The following is a 19,227-nucleotide window of genomic DNA, read 5'->3' on the forward strand; positions in this document are numbered from 1 at the left end:
ACTTTTACCAGGTTAACACTTTGCTAGAGTGGTCTCATGACAGGACTTCGGCAGTTGCAGAGGGAACACGTGCGCGAGGCCATCTCCACGGCGGCCATCTCGCTCTTCCTGGCGCGTGGTTTCGACGAGGTTCCCGTCACCGAGATCGCCGCCGCCGCGCGGGTGTCGAAGCCGACGCTGTTCAAGTACTTCCCGGCCAAGGAGGACCTCGTCCTGCACCGCATCAGCGACCACCAGGGCGAGTTCGCGCGGGTGGTGCGGCAGCGCGCCGCCGGCGAGCATCCGCTGACGGCGCTGCACCGGCACTTCCTCGACGCCCTGGCCCGGCACGACCCGGTCACCGGGCTGAACGACCAGCCGGAGGTGATCGCCTTTCGCCGCATGGTGTTCGGCACGCCCAGCGTGGCCGCCCGCCTGCTGCACCACATGTCGATGGACGAGGACGCCCTGACGGCCGCGCTCGTGGAGGCTCCGGAGATCCCCGATGCCGTGACCGCCTCGCTGCTGGCGGCGCAGGTGCTGGCCGCGCACCGGGTGCTGGCCAAGCACAACTGGCAGGCCCTGGCGGACGGGCGCGCGCTGGCGGAGGTCGAACCGGAGGCCGTACGCCGCGCCGACCGCGCCTTCGCCCTGCTGCGCCACGACTGACACGCCTTCGTCCCCCTGCGCCACGACTGACGCGCCTTCGTCCTGCTGCGCCACGATTGAGGAGCGACATGCCAGACCTCGAAACGGCCCTCGAAACGGCCAGGGCCCGGCTGCGCCACGAATTGCTGGACACCGCCTCCGGCACCACCGCCGTCGGCGCAGCCACCGGCCTGGCCGCCCCTGGCCTGCCGACCAGCCCCGCCCCCGGCCTCATCTCCGGCCCGCTGGTCAGCCCTGTCCCCGACCTTTCAACCGGCCCGATCCCCGGCCCGCTCGCCGGTCCTGACCCTGATCTCCCGACCGGCCATGCCCTTGGCCCGCTGGCCGATCCCGGCGCCGCCGGGCCCAGTCCTCTGGTGAACCGGCCCGGCGCTGACGGCACGTGGCCGGACCTCGATTACGCCGACCGGGGCGACGGCCGGAACTGGGCGCCGCTGGAACACCTGTCCAGGACCCTCTCCCTGGCGCTCTCCCCACAGCACCAGCCCATCGCGCTGACCGCCCTCGACGCCTGGCGCCGCCACGGGCCACGCAGCGCCAACTGGTGGTACAACGAGATCGCCGCACCCCAACTGGCCGGAGACACCCTCCTCCTGCTCGCCGACCGGCTCGACCCGGCCGAGCGCGTGGCCTGGGGCGCCTGGCTCGCGGGCTGCGCGGGCCCCGGGGAGATGACCGGCCAGAACCTCGTCTGGACCCAGGCGGTCGTCCTGCGCCACGGCCTGCTGGTGGACGACGCCGACCTGGTCTCCTCAGCGGTCGCACGGATGGCGACGACCCTGCGGCCGACCCGCGACGAGGGGATCCAGGACGACTTCAGCTTCCACCAGCACGGCGCGCAGCTCTACTCCGGCGGCTACGGCTTCGCGCTGGCCGCCGACCTGGGCTTGTGGATCTATGTGGTGTACGGCACGCCGTGGGCGTTCGGCGCCGCCGAGGTGGGCTTCTTCACCGATTTCCTGCTGGACGGCCTGCAGTGGGCGATCCACGGAGGCAGCTTCGACTTCACCACCATGGGCCGCAACATCACCCGAGCGGACGCCCACCGACCCACCCCCGACCTGCGGACCGCGATCCGCCGCCTGCGCGCGGCCGGTGCACCCCGACAGACCGAGCTGGCGGCATTCGAGCAACAGCTGGCCCAGACCGAGGCCCAGGCCGAGGTCGAGGTCGAGGTCGAGGCCGAGGTCGAGGTCGAGGCCGAGCAGCCGACTGCGGGACTCACTGCCGGGCCCGTCGGGTGTCGTTATTACCCGCGTTCCGACTATCTCGTGCACCGGCGGCCCGGCTGGTCGGTGTCCGTGCGTATGTCGTCCACCCGTACCGCGCCCACCGAGAGCATGAACGGAGAGAACCTGCGTGGCCGCCACCTCGGCGACGGCGTCGCACCCATCCGGGTCGGCGACGGGCCGGAGGACGGCTACCGGGCCGTCATCCCGCTGTGGGACTGGGCGCGACTCCCGGGCGTGACCGCCGAGCAGCCGCCCGACCCGGCGGCGCTCCTCCCGCGCCCCAACGGCCGGCACGGCGCGTCGCCGGATGTCGGCGGCTGGACGGACGGCCGCCACGGCATGGCCGTGATGCGCCTGGCGGGGACCGACCGGATCGCGGACGGCTGGAAGGCGTGGTTCTGCTTCGATGACGTCTTCGTCGCGCTCGGGGCCGGGATCACCGCGCCGTCGGCCCAGTACCCGGTGATGACGACGATCGACCAGCGCCTGGCGACCGGTCCGCTGACGACCGGTCCGTCGGTCACCGGGCCGGGGACGACCGAGCCGTTGTCCACCGGTTCGCTGACGACCAGGCCGCCGATCACCAGGCCATTGACCACCAGGCCGCTGTCCACCGGGCCGCTGGCTACCGGGCCGGGGACGACCGGGCCCTTCGTGCATCAGGGGCAGATCGGTTACCTGCCGCTGTCCGACCGGGAGTCGATGTCGGCGCGGGTGGAGCGCCGGAGCGGCAGTTGGTCGGACATTACCGCGACCGGCTCCACCGAGACGCTGGCCGCCGAGGTGTTCACCGTCGGCTTCGACCACGGCCCGCGGCCGGTCGGCGCCACGTACGCGTGCCTGGTCCTGCCCGGCGCGGACGCGGCGGCCACGGCCGCGCGCTGCGCGGACCCCGGTGTCACCGTCCTGTCCAACACTCCCCTGCTGCAGTCGGTCCGCTGCGACCACAGCGGCGTGACCCTCACCGCCCACCACGACACGCGAGAGCTGACCTTCACCCGGAGATGAGGTCTACGCGGTCCCTTGCGACCGCAGCTGCATGACCCTCACCGCCCGCCACGACGCACGAGGGCTGGCCTTCACGCGGAGCTGATGTTTACTTCGCTATATCGTTCGATATAGCATCCGAGCCATGATGAACGCACGCCGCGCGCCCGGCGGAGGCGGTCTCGGGCCGACGGGGCGCTTCTTCGGGCCCGGTGAGCTGCGCCTGGCGATCCTGGCCCTGCTCGCCGAACAGCCCGGCCACGGCTATCAGGTGATGAACCGCCTCGCCGACCGGTTCAACGGGACGTACGAGCCCAGCGCGGGCTCCATCTACCCGACGCTGCAGATGCTGGAGGACGAGGGTCTCGTCCGGGTCGAGGCGGCCGAGGGCCGCAAGGTGCACCACATAACCGAGGCGGGCCAGAGCGTGGTCGGCGAGCAGGCCGAGGAGATCGACCGGCTCTGGGCGCGGGCGGCCAGCCGGGGCGAGTGGGGGATGTTCCGCGAGCCCGAGGCGGCCGAGATCATCGGCCCGGCCCTGCGCCTGGTGAAGGCCGCGGTCAAGACACTCGCCCACGCGCACGGCGATCCCCGGGTGGTCGACGAGATCCAGACGATCTTCATCGAGGCCCGGCGCCGGATCGAGCAGCTGGACCCCCGCCGCCGCTGACCATCCGCGCTCAGCTCCACAGGTCCGCGCCCAGCCCGGCCACAGGTCCGCACACAAGCCGGTCCGCACGTTCTCGCTCAGCCCGCCCGCACACAGCCCGTACGCGCGCAGCCCGTACGCACCTAGCCCGTACGCGCGCAGTCCGCGTCCGCACTCAGCAAGGAGTTGGAATGAAGACGACCATCACCCGCGCTCTGCGCGACCGGCTGTTCGTCGTCGGGGAGGTGTTGGAGACCGAGCAGGTGACGCCGCGCATGCGCAAGATCAAGATCGGCGGCGAGGCCCTGGGCGAGCTGAAGTGGACCCCGGGGCAGCACGTACGGCTGGTGGTCAACGACATCTTCGCCGCCCGTACGTGGTTACGGGGCGAGGTCACCGACGCCCTGCGTACGTACTCGATCTGGCACCACGACCCCAGCTGGCAGACCATCGAGCTGATCGGCTTCGACCACGGCGGCGACGGACCGGGCACGACCTGGATCAGGAACGCCCGCCCCGGCCAGGAGATCGCCTTCACCAAGCCGGAAGGCAGTCTCGTGGTACGCCCCGCGCCCTACCACCTGTTCGCCGGGGAGGAGACGGCGTCGGTCGCGTTCGGCGCGATGCTGCGCGCGCTGCCGCTGGGCGAGACGGTGTTCGGGGCCGTGGAGGCCGACGGGCCCGGCGACCACCTGGACCTGCCGCGCGAGCTCACCCGGGTCTGCCGCGACGGAGCGTCCGCGGCGAGCTCCGAGCTGCTGGTGGAGGCCGTCAGGAAGCTCGACCTGCCGGACGAGCCCGGGGTGGCCTACCTCGCCGGGGAGGCCAGGACGATCCAGGCCGTCCGGGCGCATCTCGTACGCGAGCGGGGCTGGCAGCGCGGGGACGTACGGACGAAGCCCTTCTGGACGCCCGGCAAGCGCGGACTCGACTGACACCTTCTGTACGCCCGGCAAGCGCTCTCTCGACTGACATAGGTGGATATAGCGGGCGTGAGATCCTGTGCTGGTGCTTCCTCCGATCGATGAGTTGCGTGAGCTGGTCACCACCCGCCTGACCGCCTTCGACCGCCGGGAGGTGCCTCCGGCCGAGGGGGTGCGCCGGGCCGCCGTGACGGTGTGCGTGCTCAGGGACCCGGCCGGCCTGCCGTACACGATCCTCATCAGGCGTGCGCCGCGCGGGCGCAATCCCGGGCAGTGGGCGCTGCCGGGCGGGCGGCTCGACGACGGCGAGCAGCCGGTCGAGGCGGCGCTGCGGGAGCTGGCCGAGGAGACGGCCGTCACCGGTGTCGAGGTGGCGGGGCTGCTCGACGACTTCGTCACCGACTCGGGGTTCGTCATCACACCGGTGGTTGCCTTCGGCGGGGAGCAGCGACCGGTCGCCGACGCGCACGAGGTGGCCTCGGTGCACGCGGTGCCGCTGGAGCGGTTCCTGGCGCCGGGGGTGCCGCGCTGGCGCGGTGGGCTGCTGCAGATGCCGCTGGGGCCCTCCATCGTCGTCCACGCGCCGACGGGGGCGATTTTGTGGCAGTTCGCGGAGGTCGCTCTGCGTGGCCGTGAGCTGCGGGTCTTCGACGTCGCACAGCCACACTGGACCAGAACCTGACCGTTTCTTTTGGGCCGGTGGAATACGTGCCGCCGGATGTCCGTTAGCATCGAATGGCCGATGTGGTCTGTGTCCCCCGGGCCGCAAATTACCGCCTTCACGGAATACCGTTCGGCTGGAGCCGTGTTGTGCATCTCGCCGAGGAGGCGACCGCCACATCGGCCTTAGGCTTTTCAGGCGCCCCGGCTTCGGCCGGGGCGCCTGCTCTAGGGTGGGTGGCCGGACCGCCGATCATCCAGGAGAGCCCGTTGCTATATGAAGTGGTCAAGTTCGCCGCTACGCCGATCGCCCATGCGATGTGCCGCCCGCACATCTCCGGCGCGGCGCACGTGCCGAGGACGGGACCGGCGATTCTCGCCGCCAACCACTTGTCGGTGCTCGACTCCTACCTGCTGCCCGCGCTGCTGCCGCGGCACGTGACGTTCGCCGCCAAGAAGGAATACTTCTCCGGCAACCCGGTCTCCGGCTGGTTCATGCGCCTGGGCGGCAGCCTGCCCACCGACCGCGACAGCGCGCACGCCGCGCAGGAGATGCTCGACGCCGCCGCCGACCTGCTGGACCGCGGCGAGCTGTTCGGCATCCACCCCGAGGGCACCCGCTCCCCCGACGGCCGCCTCTACCGCGGCAAGATCGGCGTGGCCTGGCTGGCGCTCAAGACGGGCGCGCCCGTACTGCCCGTGGCCCTCAGCGGCACCGAACGCGTGCTGCCGGTCGGCGCCAAGATGCCGCGCCCGGCCAGGATCGGCATCACGATCGGCGCGCCGATGCGGTTCGAGGGCGACCACAGCAAGGCCCGCGACCGCCGCCGGGTGACCGACGAGATCATGGCCGCGATCCGGGAGCTGTCCGGCCAGGAATACGTGCCGACCTATGCGTCGAGCTTCAAAGCTGCCAGCAATATGTCCTAATTTGTCGCTAAGCTCTGCAACCTGTCGATGACCTGGGGGCTGACCAGTGGCGCGTGGCCGCACCATCGCGATCGTGTCCTGCGTCACCGTGCTGGCGGCGGGGGCCGCTGCCGGTGGCGCGTACTACGTGCTTCATACGAGAGGCACACCCGCCGAGACGGCGCGGCTCTTCGCCGCCGCCTGGCAGTCGGGTGACAAGGCGGCCATGAGCGCCACGCTGGCCGCGCCGCAGCAACTGACGGCGTACGACCAGATGCGCACCGGCCTGGCGGTCGAGTCGACCTCGGTCAAGCTCGGCACCGTCACCAAGTCCGGCGACGACCGGGCCCGCGTGCCGTACACCACGACCTTGACGCTGAAGAACATCGGCGACTGGACCTACGAGGGACAGATCGACCTGAAGGTGGCCGATCGCGCCTGGAAGGTCGACTGGACACCCAAGACCCTGCATCCGTCGCTGACCGCCGGCGCCACGTTCGCGCTCAAGACGCGCTGGCCCGACCGGGCGAAGATCACCGACGCCGACGACGGCCGCATCGACGACGACTCGGCCGGCGGGTCGGTGCAACAGCTCGTCGGCTACCTCGAGAAGGCGACCAAGAAGGACGTGGCCAAGCTCGGCTCCTCCTACCAGGTCGGGCAGGCCATCGGCCGGGGCGGGCTGCAGGAGACGTTCCAGAAGCAGCTGGCCGGCACCCCGGCGACCGAGATCAAGGTCGGCGACAAGACGCTGCAGACGATCGAGGGCAGCGACGGCGAGGACGTGAAGACGACGCTCGACCCGCGCGCGCAGGCCGCCGCGGTCGCCGCCGTCAAGGACGTCAAGAAGCCCACCTCGATGGTCGCGATCAAGCCGAGTACGGGCGAGATCCTGGCCGTGGTCAACAACCAGGGCGGCTTCAACCGGGCGCTCGACGGCCGCTACCCGCCGGGCTCGACGTTCAAGGCCGTCACCGCGATCGGGCTGCTGGCGGCCGGGATGTCGCCGGAGGACAAGGTGAGCTGCCCGATGTACGCGACGGTGGGCGGATTGAAGATCCGCAACTCGGAGAAGGAGGAGTTCGGGTCGCTGTCGTTCCTGGACTCCTTCGCGCACTCGTGCAACACCACATTCGCGCCGCTCGCCGAGACGCGCCTGGGCGCCGACAAACTGCTCAAGGCGGCCGAGGACGTCGGATTCAACCAGCCGCTGAACATCGGGGTGTCGGCCACCAAGGCGAGCTTCCCCAAGGCCGAGTCGGACGCCGAACTGGCCGCCGAATCGTTCGGGCAGGCCAGGATCACGGCCAGTCCGCTGTCGATGGCCTCGGTCGCGGCGGCCATCGCCGACGGCACCTGGCGGCCGCCCACGCTGGTGCCCGACCTGAAGCAGAAGGCGGCCGAGCAGCCGCTGCCCGAAGGCGTCAAAACCAACCTGCACGCCATGATGGCCGCCGTCGTCTCCAAGGGCACCGCCAAGGCGTCCGGGCTGCCCTCGGGCACGCACGGCAAGACGGGCACGGCCGAGTACGGCACCGGCGACAAGCTCAAAACTCATGCCTGGTTCATGGGGTTCAAGGATGACGTGGCCTTCGCCGTGGTGGTGGAGGGCGGCGGCACCGGGGGCAAGATCGCGGCCCCGGTGGCGGCCACCTTCCTGCGCCACCTGTGACCCGACCAGGCCCCCAGGCCGCCTATGCCCCGGCGGCCACGTTTCTCCGCCATCCGTGACTCGATCGGGCCACCTGTGCCCAGGCGGTCACATTCCACCGCCATCCGTGATTCGATCGGGTCACTTGTGCCCCCATACCTGCGCCCTCTGCGACCCGGTCAGCCCGCCAGGCCGCCTCTGTCCAGGCGGGCTCTTTCCATCGGCCCGGTCTCGTCCGTGTGGCCCCTTGTCGCGGGGCCCGTCGGGACCGGTGCGGTGCGGGTGTTCTGGTAGTAGACCTGCCACTGGTCGAGGCCGGGGAACGTGCCGATCGCCAACTCCGCCAGCAGCGCCCCGGTCCACGCCTCCTCCGCCATGCTCATGGCCAGGGCGTATTCGGACTCGATGAGGAACAGCCGCGGGATCTCGCCGCGCTCGACCTCGAGGGTCTCGCGCTGGACGGCGATCCGATCGCGGAGCAGGGCGAGCCGCCGCCGGAGCAGCGCGGTGACCTCGTCGGGGTCGAGCCCGCCCATCACCGACAGCCCGGCCTCGAACCCCGTCGGCTCCCGCTCGGGAGTCCCCAGGAGCTCGCGCGTCCAGTCCTCGGCCTCCTCGCGGCCGTCGGCGGTGATGCGGTAGACGGTCCGCTCGGGCCGGCCCCCTTGCCGGGCGCTCTGCGTGGCCGCGATCAAACCGTGCTTCTCCAGATTGCGTACCACTGTGTAGAAGGAGCCCCACTTGATGGGTGTCTCGCGGTCCTTGCCACGGGCCCGCAGGACGGATGCCATCTCGTACGGATGCATCGGCCGTTCCGCGACCACCGTGAGCACGGCCAGGGCCAGCAGATTGGCCACCCGGCGTCGTTGCGCCACCCACACCATCCTCGTAGACGAATATTCGTGGGCGACTATACGCATGCGAGTATTCCGGGAGCAATAGGGCTTGTGTCTCAAGGCGGGCGAGATCGCGGCCTGCGGACCCGGCGCCTGGCGTCTGGCGTCTGGCGTCGCGAAGCGCCGGATATTTCGGGAGATGCGTTAGAGCGAGGCGGCCAGCGCCAGGGCCGTCGCGGCCTCGTGCTGCAGGACCATGATCAGCAGCGTGGCGACCAGAGTGGCGATCAACAACCAGCTGATCAGGATGATGACCGTCGAGCGGCGCGGCCTGCGCCGGCGGCCGGACTCCCCGTCGACCTTCTCCTCGCTGCGACGAGCCCGCTCGTTGAACGACTCCAACCTCGCCACGAGTCGCGGATCGTCGTCGACGAGGTGCTGCTCGATCTGCGCCAGCATCCGCTCCTCGTCCTGCGACCAGGCCATGGGTGCACCTCCGGAACGCAAGCTCTGTGCCGGGTTTCTGCCCAACCATGAAGATCATTAGCCCCCGCCCAAGCAGGTAATTGCCACCTCTTTTCATTTGCGATCATCGTCGAACCTTTGTTCTAATCATGGGATGCGCTGGGACAACCTGCGCCTGGCCGACTCCGGCCGGGACGATCCGGCCGTGCCGCTGTTCGCCCGCGGCGCGGTCACCCGCACGTTCGACACTCCCGAGTTCAAGGGGATGACCTTCTACGAGATCCAGGCCCGCTCGATCATCAACCGGGTGCCGGCGGCCAGCCGGGTCCCGTTCGAGCACACCATCAATCCCTATCGGGGCTGCGGCCACCGCTGCGTCTACTGCTTCGCGCGCAAGACCCACCAATATCTCGACCTCGACGCCGGCGCCGATTTCGACTCGAAGATCGTGGTCAAGGTCAACGCCGCCGAGCTGGCCCGCAAGGAGCTGGCATCGCCGCGCTGGCACGGCGGCCCCATCGCCATGGGCACGAACGTCGACTGTTACCAGAGGGCCGAGGGCCGTTACCAATTGATGCGCGGCATCCTGGCCGCCCTGCGCGACGCCGCCAACCCGTTCTCGATCCTCACCAAGGGCACGCTCATCCTGCGCGATCTCGACCTGCTGACCGAGGCCGCCGATGTCACCCAGGTGAGCGCCAGCGTGTCGGTCGGCTTCGTCGACCCCGATCTGTGGCGCTCCGTCGAGCCCGGCACCCCCGCCCCGCTGCGACGGCTGGAGGTCTGCGCCACACTCAACGACAACGGCATCCCCTGCGGTGTGCTGATGGCGCCGATCCTGCCGTACCTCACCGACTCCCCCGACCAGCTCGAACGCACGGTCAAGGAGATCGCCCAGGCGGGCGCCACCCACCTCGCGCCCATCGTCCTGCACCTGCGGCCCGGGGCGCGCGAGTGGTGGCTGAGGTGGCTGTCGCGCGAGCATCCTCGGCTCGTGCCGCGCTATCTGGAGCTGTACGGAAGGGGCGCGTACGCTCCGCAGGCCTATCAGCAGCGCATCACCGACCAGGTCAAGGAGCTGGCCCGACGCCACGGTGTCGGCCGGGTGACCGCGGCTTCAGCCCGCCGCCTCCCGCCACGCGCCGAGCTCGCGCCACCGGCCCACCCCGAGCCCGCTCCACAGGCCCGGCCCGCCCCGACGGCGCGGCAACTCAGCCTCCCCGGCCTGTAACGGTGCGGCAGGTCGACCTGCATGGCCTGTGATGGTGCGGCAGGCCAGCCCCTCCGACCGGCGAGGCGCGACCAACTCAGCCTCTCCGGCCTGTGACTGCGCGGCTGCTCGGCCTGTCCGGGCCGACGGGCGAGTGAGCCGCGAATAAATCGCTGGCAGTGCGGCCGACGCGAGTGACATCATGAGGCCGTTTCTGACGTCGACCAGCAGGAGCATGTAATGCGGTGCCTTCGAGTCTCCCAGCGCCCCATTGGCACGAGAGTTCTCGAGGCTTCGACCACGCATGTACATCCTCAACATCGGCATCCTCGCGCACGTAGACGCGGGTAAGACCAGCCTGACCGAGCGGCTGCTGTTCCGGACCGGCGCGATCGACCGGCTGGGCAGCGTCGACGACGGCAGCACACAGACCGACAGCGGGGCCATCGAGCGGCGCCGCGGCATCACCATCCGCACCGCCGTCGCCTCCTTCACCGTGGGCGACCTACGGGTCAACCTCATCGACACACCCGGCCACGCCGACTTCGTGGCCGAGGTCGAACGCGCGCTCGGCGTGCTCGACGGCGCCGTGCTGGTGCTGTCGGCCGTCGAAGGGGTTCAGCCGCACTCGCGGCTGCTGATGAAGACGCTGCGCAGGCTGCGGGTGCCTACGCTGATCTTCGTCAACAAGATCGACCGGGCCGGAGCCCGGGAGCGGGAGTTGCTGGACGACATCCGGCGGTGGCTCTCGCCGCACACCGTCGCCTTGAACACCGTCGAGAAGATCGGCGGTCGGGATGCCCGCACGCGCCGCATCATCGGCCCGGACGAGGCGGACGGTTCCGGCGATTCTCTCCTTGGCGGTGAGGCGGTCGGCGGCGAGGTGGCCGAGATCCTGGCCGAGCATGACGACGGCATCCTGGAGTCGCTCGTCGAGGGGCGGGCGCCGAGCGGCCCGCAGGTGTGGGCGGCGATGGCCCGGCAGTGCGCCGAGGGGGTCCTGCATCCGGTGCTGTTCGGGTCGGCGATGACCGGGCGGGGTGTCGGCGATCTGCTCGACGGGTTCCGGCTGCTACCCGCCACGGCCATACCGAACATGCCCGGATCGGCCACGGCCGCATCGGGTGAGGCGCTCAAGGCGACCGTGTTCGCGATCGAGCGGGGCGCCGCCGGGGAGAAGGTCGCCTATCTGCGGATGCGGTCCGGCGTGCTGCGGGCGCGGCAGCGGGTGCCCTTCCATCGCCTGCGCCGTGACGGGACGGTGGAGGAGTACGGTGGGCGGCCGACCGCGGTGCGTGTGGCCGGGTCGGCGGAGTCGCAGGCGGCGGCCGGGGACATCGCCAAGATGTGGGGCGTGCCCGAGGTCCGGGTCGGCGACCACCTCGGCCTCCCGCCAAGCGACCGGCTCTGCATCCCGCCAAGCAGCCGCCTCGGCACCGCACCAGAGGACGCGCCCAAGAGCGGGCACTTCCCGGCGCCCAGCCTGGAGACGGTGGTCAGGCCGCGGGTTCCCGGGCAGGAGGGCCGGCTGCATGCCGCGCTCGCCGCCCTGGCCGAGCAGGATCCGCTGATCGGCACCCGCGCCCTGCCCGGCGGCCAGACGTCGGTACTGCTCTACGGGGAGGTACAGAAGGAGGTCATCGCCGAGACGCTGACCGGGGAGTTCGGGGTGGAGGCGGTGTTCGAGCCGACCCGGCCCGTCTATCTCGAACGGCCCGCGCGCCGGGCGGAGGTCGTCGAGGAGATCGCCCGCCACGGCCGCAACGACTTCGTCGCCACCGTCGGCCTGCGGGTGGAGCCCGCCGCGATCGGGTCCGGCGTCGGATACCGGCTGGGCGTGGATCTGGGGTCGCTGCCGCTGGCCTTCCACCGGGCCATCGAGGACACCGTACGCGACACGCTGTCCGAGGGCCCGCACGGCTGGCCGGTCACCGACCTCCTGGTCACGCTGACCAGAACCGGTTATGCCAGCCCGATCACCACGGCGGCCGACTTCCGCGGGCGGACGACGAACGTGCTGCGGCGGGCGCTGCGTCAGGCGGGCACCCGGGTGTACGAGCCGTGCCACCGCTTCGAGCTGGAGGTGCCGCCGGAGTCGCTGAGCGCGGCGACCGTACGGCTGGCGGCGCTGGGCGCCGTGGTGGCCGATGCCGTGCGGCGGGAGGCGGTGTGGCTGGTCAGCGGCGATATCCCGGCCGTAGCGGTGCGTGACTTCGAGCTGGCGCTGCCCGGCCTGTCGCATGGCGAGGGCGTGTGGTGGTCGCGGCCCTTCGGAGACCGCCCAACCCGAAGGTAACGATATGTGACCGTTCATCCGCTTACAGTTATTTCACATGTCGGTTTTCTGCCGGAAATGGGTACTAAGGCGGTTGATGTACTTATCCCACATCATCCGTTCAGGGGGAACCAATGGCTCAGACGAACAAGAAGCCGGCCGCCAAGTCCGGCAAGACCAAGAAACAGACGATCAAGCCCGCCCGCCAGGACAAGGACGTCAAGGACGCCAAGAAGGAGCCCAGGAAGCCGGACGTGGCTTGACACGGTGAAAGGATCAGGCAGCCGCGGCCGGAGTCCCGGCTGCCTGATCACGGAGCACACATGTCCGCCTACCTGCGCTTCCCCTCCATCTTCCAGGACGTGGTCGTTTTCGCGGCCGAGGACGACCTGTGGATGGTCTCCGCCCTCGGGGGTCGCGCCTTCCGTCTGACCGCCGGGCTCGCCGAGGCCGGTTACCCGCGCATCTCGCCGCGCGGCGACCAGCTCGCCTTCGTCGGGCGCGAGGAGGGCCCGGAAGAGGTGTACGTCATGCCCGCCGACGGGGGCGCGGCCCGGCGGGTCACCTATCACGGAGCCCGCTGCACCGTGACCGGCTGGGACCCCGAGGGCCGCATCCTGTACGCCAGCGACGAGTGCCAGCCGTTCGAGGGCCGCAAGTGGCTGCACCGGGTCGCGCCGGGCGGCGTGCCGCACCGCCTGCCGTACGGACCGGCGAACTCCATCGCCCACGGCCCCCGCGGCATGATCGTCCTGGGCCGCAACACCGCCGATCCCGCGCGCTGGAAGAGGTACCGCGGCGGCACCGTCGGCGACCTGTGGATCGACCCCGACGGCGAAGGCCGCTTCCGCCGGCTCATCCGGCTGCCCGGCAATCTGGCCTCGCCCTGCTGGAGCGGTGACCGCGTCTGCTTCTTGTCCGACCATGAGGGCGTCGGCAACGTCTACTCCTGCACTCCGGACGGCGACGACCTGCGCAAGCACACCCACCACGACGACTACTACGCGCGCAATCTGTCCGGGGACGGCCACCGCCTCGTCTACCACGCGGGCGCCGACCTCTACCTGCTCGATCCAGAGGACGCGCCCCAGCGGATCGACGTACGGCTGGCCAGCTCCAGGACCCAGCGCAACCGCAGGTTCGTGGAGGCCGACGACTATCTCGAGAGCGCCACGCTCACTCCCGACGGCAGCGCCCTGGCCGTCACCGCGCGCGGCAAGGCGTACACCATGGCCGGTTGGGAAGGGCCGGTCCGGCAGCACGGCGAGCCTGACGGCGTCCGCTACCGCTTCCTGACCTTCCTCAACGACGGCCGCCGCCTCATCGCCGCCGCCAGCGACGACGGTGACGAGGAACGGCTGGTCATCCTCGGCGACCCGGCCGCCCCGGAGATCGCCCGGCTCGGGCGAATCACCGCGCTGGTGCCCGATCCCGCCCACGACCGCGTCGCCGTGACCAACCACCGCGACGAGCTGCACCTCGTCGATCTGGCCACCGGGCGGGCCGTACTCGTCGAGGCCAACCCGCACGGCCCGCCGGCGGACCCCGCCTGGTCGCACGACGGCCATTGGCTCGCGTACGCCACCCCGCTGAACGCCCACACCGCCGCGATCATGCTGCACCACCCCGCGACCGGCCAGACCGTCGCCGCCACCGAGCCCCTGCTCGAAGACTCCCGCCCCGCCTTCGACCCGCGCGGCCGCTATCTCTACTTCATCGGCCAGCGGGTCTTCTCCCCCGTCTACGACCAGCTCCAGTTCGACCTCGGCTTCCCCCTCGGCACCCGCCCCTACGCCATCGCGCTGCGACGGGACGTCCCCGACCCGTTCGTCCCGACCCCCCGCCCTCTGGGAGCGAAGGACGATGAGGAGGAAGAGGAAGAGGAGGAGGGCGAGCCCGAGCCGCTGCGCGTCGACCTCGACGGCCTGGCCCGCCGCGTCACCCCGTTTCCCCTGCCGGAAGGCCGCTACGAGCGCGTCGCCGGGCTGCCGGGCAAGGCCCTCATTCTCAGCAGCCCGCTGCAGGGTGAGAGCATCCTGGACCTGTACGACTTCACCAAGGGTGAGCGCGAGACCTTCGCCCGCGGCGTGAGCGACTTCGAGCTGGGCCGCGATCACAAAACGCTCCTGTACCGGGCGGGCGACCGGCTGCGCGTGCTGAAGGCCACCGAGACACCCGACGACGACGACACTCCGGGCCGCGAGAGCGGGTGGATCGACCTGTCCCGGATCAAGGTGTCGGTCTGCCCGGCGGCGGAATGGCGGCAGATGTTCCGTGAGGCGTGGCGCCTGCAGCTCGAGAACTTCTGGACCGAGGACATGGCCGGCGTCGACTGGCACGCCGTCTACGAGCGCTACCTGCCGCTCGTCGAACGCGTCAGCACCCGCGGCGAATTCTCCGACCTGCTGTGGGAGCTCCACGGGGAGCTGGCCACCAGCCACGCCTACGAGAGCGGCGGCGAATACCGGCCGGGCCCGGACTACACGCAGGGCAAGCTCGGCGTCGACTGGGACTATCGCGACGGCGTCTACCACATCGGCGCCATCGTCACCGGCGACGCGTGGAACCCCGAGGCCACCTCGCCGCTCAACCGGATCGGCCTGGACGTACGGCCGGGCGACGCGGTCCTGGCCATCAACGGCGCCCCCATCGGCGAGACCGCCACCCCCAACGAACGCCTGGTCAACCAGGCCGACGAGGAGGTCGAGCTCACCCTGCGCCGCGACGAGCGCGTCTTCACCGCCGTCGTCCGCGCCATCGCCGACGAGGGGCCCGCCCGTTACCGCGACTGGGTCAACCTCAACCGCGCCCGCTGTCATCAGCGCTCGGACGGCCGCGTCGGATACCTACACATTCCCGATATGGGAACCGACGGGTTCGCCGAGTTCCACCGCGGCTTCCTGGCCGAGCACGACCGTGAGGCCCTCATCGTCGACGTCCGCTTCAACGGCGGCGGCGACGTCTCGGCACTGCTGCTGGAGAAGCTGGCCCGTCGCCGTCTCGGCTACGACTATCCCCGCTGGGGCGATCCCGAGCCCTACCCGCCGGAGTCGACGCGCGGCCCGCTGGTCGCCATCACCAACGAATGGGCCGGCTCCGACGGCGACATCTTCAGCCACACCTTCAAGCTGCGGGGCCTCGGCCCGCTCGTCGGCAAGCGAACCTGGGGCGGGGTCATCGGCATCTGGCCGCGGCACCGGCTGGCCGACGGCACTGTCACCACACAGCCAGAGTTCTCCTTCGCCTTCGACGACGTCGGCTGGCAGGTCGAGAACTACGGCACCGACCCGGACATAGAGATCGACATCACCCCGCAGGACTACGCGGCGGGCACGGACACCCAGCTCGAGAAGGCCATCGACGTGATACTCGGGCTGCTGGCCGAACACCCCCCGCACACCCCGGATCCAACACATCGGCCACGGATGCAACCTTAAGAGGATTTGCAACGTCTATAGATCATGCGTGGGGTTAGTCCTCGGGGATGGACAGGACACTCCACCGAAGCGGGACAATAAGCCGGTGGCGAATTCGCACAGATCGCCACTGGCCACTTGTGTAGTGACACTCTCGGTTCAAGGGGGACTTCTCAGGTGCGCGCACTGGCACGCAAGGGCAAGTCGGCGATGGTCCGGCTGTACAAGGGCTACAACCGCCGCAAGGTGCGCAAGGCGCCGCCGCCGTCCACGGACAAGGTCAGGATTCTGATCCTGCACGCGTACGGCATGGGCGGCACGATCAGGACCGTCTTCAACCTCGCCAGTTATCTGGCCGAGAACCACGACGTGGAGATCGTCAGCATCCTGAAGGAGGCCGAGGAGCCCTTCTTCCCGATCGACCCGCGGGTCAAGTTCCGCTTCCTGGACGACCGGCTGAACCCCGGCCCGGATCCGGTACGCGCGATGCTGTCGAAGAGGCCGAGCAAGCTCATCCCGCCGGAGGAGTCGGCGTTCCACCGCTTCAACCTGTGGACCGACCTGAAGCTGGCCCGCTACATCCGCTCGCTCGACACCGGGATCCTCATCTCCACCAGGCCCGGCCTCAACCTGGCGATGGCCCAGTTAGCGCTGCCGAGCGTCATCACCATCGGCCAGGAGCACGTCGCGCTGCGCACTCAGCCGGAGGCGGTGCAGGAGCTGATCAAGTGGCGCTACCGCCGCTTCGACGCGCTGGCCACCCTCACCAAGGCCGACCTGCGCGACTACCGCGCCGCCCTGCCCAAGAAGCCGAAGCGGCTGATCCGCATCCCCAACGCCGTGCCGCCGATGACCGGCGACGTGGCCAAGCTCGACTCCAAGGTCGTCATCGCCGTCGGCCGACTGACCCGCCTCAAGGGCTTCCACCGGCTCATCGTCGCCTGGGAGGAGGTCGCCAAGACCCATCCCGACTGGAAGTTGCGCATCTACGGCGCCGGCCCCCAGGAGGACAACCTGCGCCAGCAGGTGATCGACGCGGGTCTCGAAGGCCAGATCGAGCTGCCCGGCGCCACCTCCGACGTCGGCGCCGAACTGGAGAAGGCATCCGTCTTCGTGCTCAGCTCACGCCACGAGGGCTTCCCGATGACCATCCTGGAGGCGATGGCCAAGGGGCTGGCCATCGTCAGCTTCAACAGCCCGCACGGGCCAAAGGAAATGATCACCGACGAGGTCGACGGGCTGCTGGTCAAGCCGCGTACCAACGCCAACCTCGCCACCTCGCTCCTGCGCGTCATCGAGGACGAGGAGCTGCGCCGCAGCCTGGCGGCCGGGGCGCTGGAGACGGCGCGCACGTACGACGTGGACGTCATCGGCGCCCAGTGGGACGCCCTGTTCGAGGAACTCCTGGCCCGCCGCAACGGCACCTACGTCAAGCCGACGCCGCCCACGCCCGCGGAACCGACATCGGCCGAACCGGCACCCGCGGAATCCGCACCGGCGCCGGCCGAGCCCGCGCAGACTCCGCGGTCCTCCTGACGGCCGACTAAGTGCGGCTCGTCAGCTCGACCGGCTCCGCGATGACGTCCACCAGCGCCCCGTTTCGGTGGACCGTGATCGGCAGGGACCGCCCGATCGCCTCGGCGAACATCAGCCGCTGCAAACTCTGCGCGTCGCCCACCGGATGGCGGTCCGCGCTCAGCACCAGATCCCCCGCCCGCAGGCCGGCCCGGTCTGCGGGCGTTCCGGGCATCACCTCCACCACCCGCAGCGCGCGGTCCTGGCCGGTCCGCCGCCGCAGCGGCTCGCTCAGCGGAGCCGGCGAGGTCACCAGCCCGAGGTAGGCCCGTCGTACCCGGCCGTCCTTGATCAGCGTGGCGATGATCGCCCGCGTCGTGCTGTTGACCGGCACGGCCAGCCCCACCCCGACGCCGGCCACGGCCGTGTTGACGCCGACCACCCGCGCCCGCGAGTCGGCCAGCGCTCCTCCCGAGTTGCCGGGGTTCAGGGCCGCGTCGGTCTGGATCACGTCCTCTATGAGGCGTACGGCCTGACCGCTCCGGGCCGGTAATGACCGTCCCAGTCCCGACACCACGCCGGCCGTCACCGAACCGGCCAGCCCCAGCGGGCTGCCCACCGCCACCACGAGCTGTCCCACCACCAGCTCGTCGCTGTCGCCCAGGACGGCGGGCTCGGGCGTGGTCACCTGCGCCCTGATCACCGCCAGATCCGACAGCGGGTCGCGCCCCACCACCAGGAACTCACCCGACGACCCGTCGGCGAACGCCACCGTGCCCGCCCTCGACGAGCCCACCACGTGCGCGTTCGTCAACAGGAACCCGTCGGCCGTGAAGACCACCGCCGACCCGCTGCCCCGGTCCGCCCGAACACTGGCCACCCTCGGCAGCAGCTCGGCCGCCACCGAGGAGACGACGCGGGAGTAATCATCCATGACGACACCCTTCTCAGTTGCTTACATCATTACTCCGCAACTGAGAAAACGGCCACCACCCATGAAGATCCACGCCCGGATCAACAAGACCGTGCGCCACACACCCCTCTCTCTGCCGCCTCAAACCTCTCACTGTGTCAAACACCACAATGTCGGGAATTGATCTCTAGAGAACCTGTGCCCAAGAATCCCCGGAGGCGTACTTGAGCACAAAGGAAACGGTCGCCCTCCTGGCAGGGGGCGTGCTGGTCGTCTCCCTCGTCGGCGGCACCAAGACCAGCCCGGCCACCGCGGCCAGCCCCCTCACCAACACCAGCGGAACCCGCCCAGGACTCGCCCCCATCGCCACCGACGCCGACCGGGCCAGCGCCCGCACCCTCATCAAGCGACTCCGGGTCAAGGGCCGCGGCCCCAAGACCGGCTACGAGCGGACCAGGTACGGCGACAACTGGGCCGACACCGCCACCGGCGTCCCGTACGCCCGCAACGGCTGCCGTACCCGCGACGACCTGCTCGCCCGCGACGGCCATGACGTCAAATATCGCCAGGGCTCCCGCTGCGAGGTCGTCTCCCTCGTCCTGACCGACCCCTACACCGGCCGGACCATCGACTGGCGCAAGGACCACGCCGACGAGATCCAGGTCGACCACGTCATCCCGCTCGCCTACGGCTGGCGGATGGGCACGCCGCGCTGGTCGATGTCCAAGCGCGTGGACTTCGCCAACGACCCGCTCAACCTGCTGCCCGTCTACGGCGCCGCCAACGAGCAGAAGGACGCCTCAGGGCCGGCGGGCTGGCTGCCGCCGCAACACCGTATCCGCTGCGCCTATGTCACCCGCTTCACCCAGGTCGCGCTCAAGTACGACCTGCCCGTCACCCGCGCGGACAAGAACGCCATGCTCGCCCAGTGCCGCTGA

The 19,227-nt window shown here is 70.3% G+C and carries 16 protein-coding genes; 13 read left to right on the forward strand and 3 right to left on the reverse strand.

All coding sequences use genetic code 11. The features are described from left to right. Positions 1-36: 36 nt before the first annotated feature. The 7 genes from AB0L53_RS16560 to AB0L53_RS16590 all read left to right on the forward strand — a co-directional run bounded on the left by AB0L53_RS16560 (position 37) and on the right by AB0L53_RS16590 (position 7,680). A complete protein-coding gene (locus AB0L53_RS16560; RefSeq protein WP_363993948.1) occupies positions 37-648 on the forward strand; it encodes a TetR family transcriptional regulator in 612 nt (203 codons plus the stop codon). A gap of 68 nt (positions 649-716) precedes the next feature. Continuing rightward, positions 717-2,888: a polysaccharide lyase family 8 super-sandwich domain-containing protein gene (locus AB0L53_RS16565; protein ID WP_363993951.1), complete on the forward strand. Its 2,172-nt coding sequence runs from the start codon at positions 717-719 to the stop codon at positions 2,886-2,888. Positions 2,889-3,012: 124 nt separating this feature from the next. Next, positions 3,013-3,537 carry a PadR family transcriptional regulator gene (locus AB0L53_RS16570; protein ID WP_357951874.1) on the forward strand — a complete coding sequence of 175 codons (525 nt, stop codon included), beginning with the start codon at positions 3,013-3,015 and terminating at the stop codon, positions 3,535-3,537. Positions 3,538-3,707: 170 nt separating this feature from the next. Beyond that, complete coding sequence (locus AB0L53_RS16575; RefSeq protein WP_363993954.1) at positions 3,708-4,451, forward strand: siderophore-interacting protein; 744 nt, start codon at positions 3,708-3,710, stop codon at positions 4,449-4,451. 73 nt (positions 4,452-4,524) lie between these two features. Then, on the forward strand, positions 4,525-5,121 hold the full coding sequence (locus AB0L53_RS16580) for a CoA pyrophosphatase (protein WP_363993957.1): 597 nt from the start codon (positions 4,525-4,527) through the stop codon (positions 5,119-5,121). Positions 5,122-5,369: 248 nt separating this feature from the next. Beyond that, positions 5,370-6,029 carry a lysophospholipid acyltransferase family protein gene (locus AB0L53_RS16585; protein WP_358443064.1) on the forward strand — a complete coding sequence of 220 codons (660 nt, stop codon included), beginning with the start codon at positions 5,370-5,372 and terminating at the stop codon, positions 6,027-6,029. A gap of 73 nt (positions 6,030-6,102) precedes the next feature. Further along, positions 6,103-7,680 (forward strand): penicillin-binding transpeptidase domain-containing protein, encoded by a 1,578-nt coding sequence (locus tag AB0L53_RS16590; protein WP_363993960.1) that lies wholly within the window; start codon positions 6,103-6,105, stop codon positions 7,678-7,680. A gap of 158 nt (positions 7,681-7,838) precedes the next feature. On the opposite strand, the gene AB0L53_RS16595 is transcribed toward AB0L53_RS16590, so the two are convergent. Then, the gene (locus AB0L53_RS16595) at positions 7,839-8,534 is read right to left on the reverse strand and encodes a PadR family transcriptional regulator (protein ID WP_363993963.1); all 696 of its coding nucleotides are present in this window, start codon (positions 8,532-8,534) and stop codon (positions 7,839-7,841) included. Between the two features lie 165 nt (positions 8,535-8,699). Continuing rightward, positions 8,700-8,981 (reverse strand): DUF3040 domain-containing protein, encoded by a 282-nt coding sequence (locus AB0L53_RS16600; protein ID WP_358443073.1) that lies wholly within the window; start codon positions 8,979-8,981, stop codon positions 8,700-8,702. A 133-nt stretch (positions 8,982-9,114) separates the two neighbouring features. Here AB0L53_RS16600 and AB0L53_RS16605 point away from each other — a divergent pair, with 133 nt between their 5' ends. The 5 genes from AB0L53_RS16605 (at position 9,115) to AB0L53_RS16625 (ending at position 17,397) form a co-directional block, all read left to right on the forward strand. Next, positions 9,115-10,191 carry an Rv2578c family radical SAM protein gene (locus AB0L53_RS16605; protein ID WP_363993966.1) on the forward strand — a complete coding sequence of 359 codons (1,077 nt, stop codon included), beginning with the start codon at positions 9,115-9,117 and terminating at the stop codon, positions 10,189-10,191. 283 nt (positions 10,192-10,474) lie between these two features. Continuing rightward, on the forward strand, positions 10,475-12,466 hold the full coding sequence (locus tag AB0L53_RS16610; protein WP_363993969.1) for a translation factor GTPase family protein: 1,992 nt from the start codon (positions 10,475-10,477) through the stop codon (positions 12,464-12,466). 113 nt (positions 12,467-12,579) lie between these two features. Further along, positions 12,580-12,708 carry a hypothetical protein gene (locus AB0L53_RS16615; protein WP_358540947.1) on the forward strand — a complete coding sequence of 43 codons (129 nt, stop codon included), beginning with the start codon at positions 12,580-12,582 and terminating at the stop codon, positions 12,706-12,708. Positions 12,709-12,768: 60 nt separating this feature from the next. Further along, entirely contained in the window at positions 12,769-15,882 is a 3,114-nt protein-coding gene (locus tag AB0L53_RS16620; protein WP_363993972.1) for a S41 family peptidase, read from the forward strand. 156 nt (positions 15,883-16,038) lie between these two features. Then, positions 16,039-17,397 carry a glycosyltransferase family 4 protein gene (locus AB0L53_RS16625; RefSeq protein ID WP_363993975.1) on the forward strand — a complete coding sequence of 453 codons (1,359 nt, stop codon included), beginning with the start codon at positions 16,039-16,041 and terminating at the stop codon, positions 17,395-17,397. Positions 17,398-17,404: 7 nt separating this feature from the next. Here the strand turns inward: AB0L53_RS16625 and AB0L53_RS16630 are convergent, their stop codons facing one another. After that, positions 17,405-18,310 (reverse strand): trypsin-like peptidase domain-containing protein, encoded by a 906-nt coding sequence (locus AB0L53_RS16630; RefSeq protein WP_363993977.1) that lies wholly within the window; start codon positions 18,308-18,310, stop codon positions 17,405-17,407. Positions 18,311-18,513: 203 nt separating this feature from the next. Between AB0L53_RS16630 and AB0L53_RS16635 the strand changes: the two genes are divergently transcribed. Then, positions 18,514-19,227 (forward strand): HNH endonuclease family protein, encoded by a 714-nt coding sequence (locus AB0L53_RS16635; protein ID WP_363993980.1) that lies wholly within the window; start codon positions 18,514-18,516, stop codon positions 19,225-19,227.

Source organism: Nonomuraea sp. NPDC052129, from assembly GCF_040680095.1.
Taxonomy (GTDB): Bacteria; Actinomycetota; Actinomycetes; order Streptosporangiales; family Streptosporangiaceae; genus Nonomuraea.

Coding starts and splice junctions, on each gene's coding strand:
- AB0L53_RS16560 (WP_363993948.1), top strand. CDS start 37: ATGACAGGACTTCGGCAGTTGCAGAGGGAACACGTGCGCGAGGCCATC.
- AB0L53_RS16565 (WP_363993951.1), top strand. CDS start 717: ATGCCAGACCTCGAAACGGCCCTCGAAACGGCCAGGGCCCGGCTGCGC.
- AB0L53_RS16570 (WP_357951874.1), top strand. CDS start 3,013: ATGATGAACGCACGCCGCGCGCCCGGCGGAGGCGGTCTCGGGCCGACG.
- AB0L53_RS16575 (WP_363993954.1), top strand. CDS start 3,708: ATGAAGACGACCATCACCCGCGCTCTGCGCGACCGGCTGTTCGTCGTC.
- AB0L53_RS16600 (WP_358443073.1), bottom strand. CDS start 8,981: ATGGCCTGGTCGCAGGACGAGGAGCGGATGCTGGCGCAGATCGAGCAG.
- AB0L53_RS16605 (WP_363993966.1), top strand. CDS start 9,115: ATGCGCTGGGACAACCTGCGCCTGGCCGACTCCGGCCGGGACGATCCG.
- AB0L53_RS16610 (WP_363993969.1), top strand. CDS start 10,475: ATGTACATCCTCAACATCGGCATCCTCGCGCACGTAGACGCGGGTAAG.
- AB0L53_RS16615 (WP_358540947.1), top strand. CDS start 12,580: ATGGCTCAGACGAACAAGAAGCCGGCCGCCAAGTCCGGCAAGACCAAG.
- AB0L53_RS16620 (WP_363993972.1), top strand. CDS start 12,769: ATGTCCGCCTACCTGCGCTTCCCCTCCATCTTCCAGGACGTGGTCGTT.
- AB0L53_RS16630 (WP_363993977.1), bottom strand. CDS start 18,310: ATGGATGATTACTCCCGCGTCGTCTCCTCGGTGGCGGCCGAGCTGCTG.